The 1,087-nt window shown below is 68.2% G+C and carries 1 protein-coding gene; it reads right to left on the bottom strand.

Annotated elements, in window-relative coordinates; translation table 11 throughout:
- Positions 1-354: sigma-70 family RNA polymerase sigma factor (locus tag ACWFR4_RS49175; RefSeq protein ID WP_453658549.1), on the bottom strand; the 354-nt coding region annotated here is incomplete at its 3' end.
- Positions 355-1,087 lie beyond the last annotated feature (733 nt).

Genomic DNA, 1,087 nt, shown 5'->3' with positions numbered 1-1,087 from the left:
GTGAAGGGCCTCGCCGCCGGCCTCGGCCGGTCTGGCCTGCCGGGCCCGGTGGGCGTCGATGACCAGGTGCCGGGCGACCGTACAAAGCCATGCCCGGGCCGGGCCGCGTGCTGGGTCGAACGCGGCGGGATGCTGCCACGCTCGCAGCAGCGTCTCCTGGACCACATCCTCCGCCCATTGCCAATCTCCTGAGGTCAGTCGCAGCACGTAGTGGAACAGGGCTCCTGCGTGCTCCGCGTACAGAGTGCGCAGCAGATCCTCATCTGCGGTCGAAAGCGCCCCTTTACCAGAGACACGGTGCGCGGAGCGATCTGGATCAGTCCGTGGGCCACGTTTTCGGGAACTCCAGGCCATAGGGCGATCATCGCGCACATGTACCACTTTGTCCCGCAACGAACAGTGCAGCGCAGGTGACGCTCCGTATGCATCGCGGATGACATGCCCCTGCCGGGCCGTACGACACCAGGAGAGCCAAGCGTGCGCGGCGCCCAGGAGGCCGACCGATCTGTGGCGACGCCAAGAGGTCTCACAAAAAGTGCATATCTGTCGAACCGTAGGACTCCCGCCGTCCGTGGAGCCGGACAAGAGCCGACTCACGCGCAATTCCTCATCGATCCCCCATACAACAAAGGATGGATCGGAGATGACCGAGATACACCACGCGACGGACGCGCCCCTGGCGCCGACCAAGCTCACCCCGCCCCCGTGCATCCAAGTAGGCGCCACCGCGCAGCCTCCGCCCGTGCCCAGCGCACACCACGGCGACGGCTCTCCACGCACAGCGATCGAGGGCCACGCAACCAACGGGACAGAACTCCGCCCGGCCCAGCGTGCGCACCACCCGTACGGGCACCGCCAACCTGCCCCGAGTTACCCGCGGCTCCCCACAGGGCGAACTGCCGCATGCTGCCCGCACCTTCGCGGCGCGCAACCGCGGATATGCAGCACGGGGCACGTCGAGGCGACCCGCCGGCCCGGGGCGGCACCCATGCTCGTTCGCCGGGTCCGTGAGGGGCACGTGCCCATGAACACGGCATCCACCACATATTCCTGCGGTTACGTGCGCCGAGCCGGCGCAGTCCCCGCC

It is taken from the genome of Streptomyces sp. NPDC055140 (genome assembly GCF_053607285.1).
The sequence above is the reverse complement of the archived record's forward strand: the minus strand, read 5'-3'. Positions and strand labels throughout refer to the sequence as shown.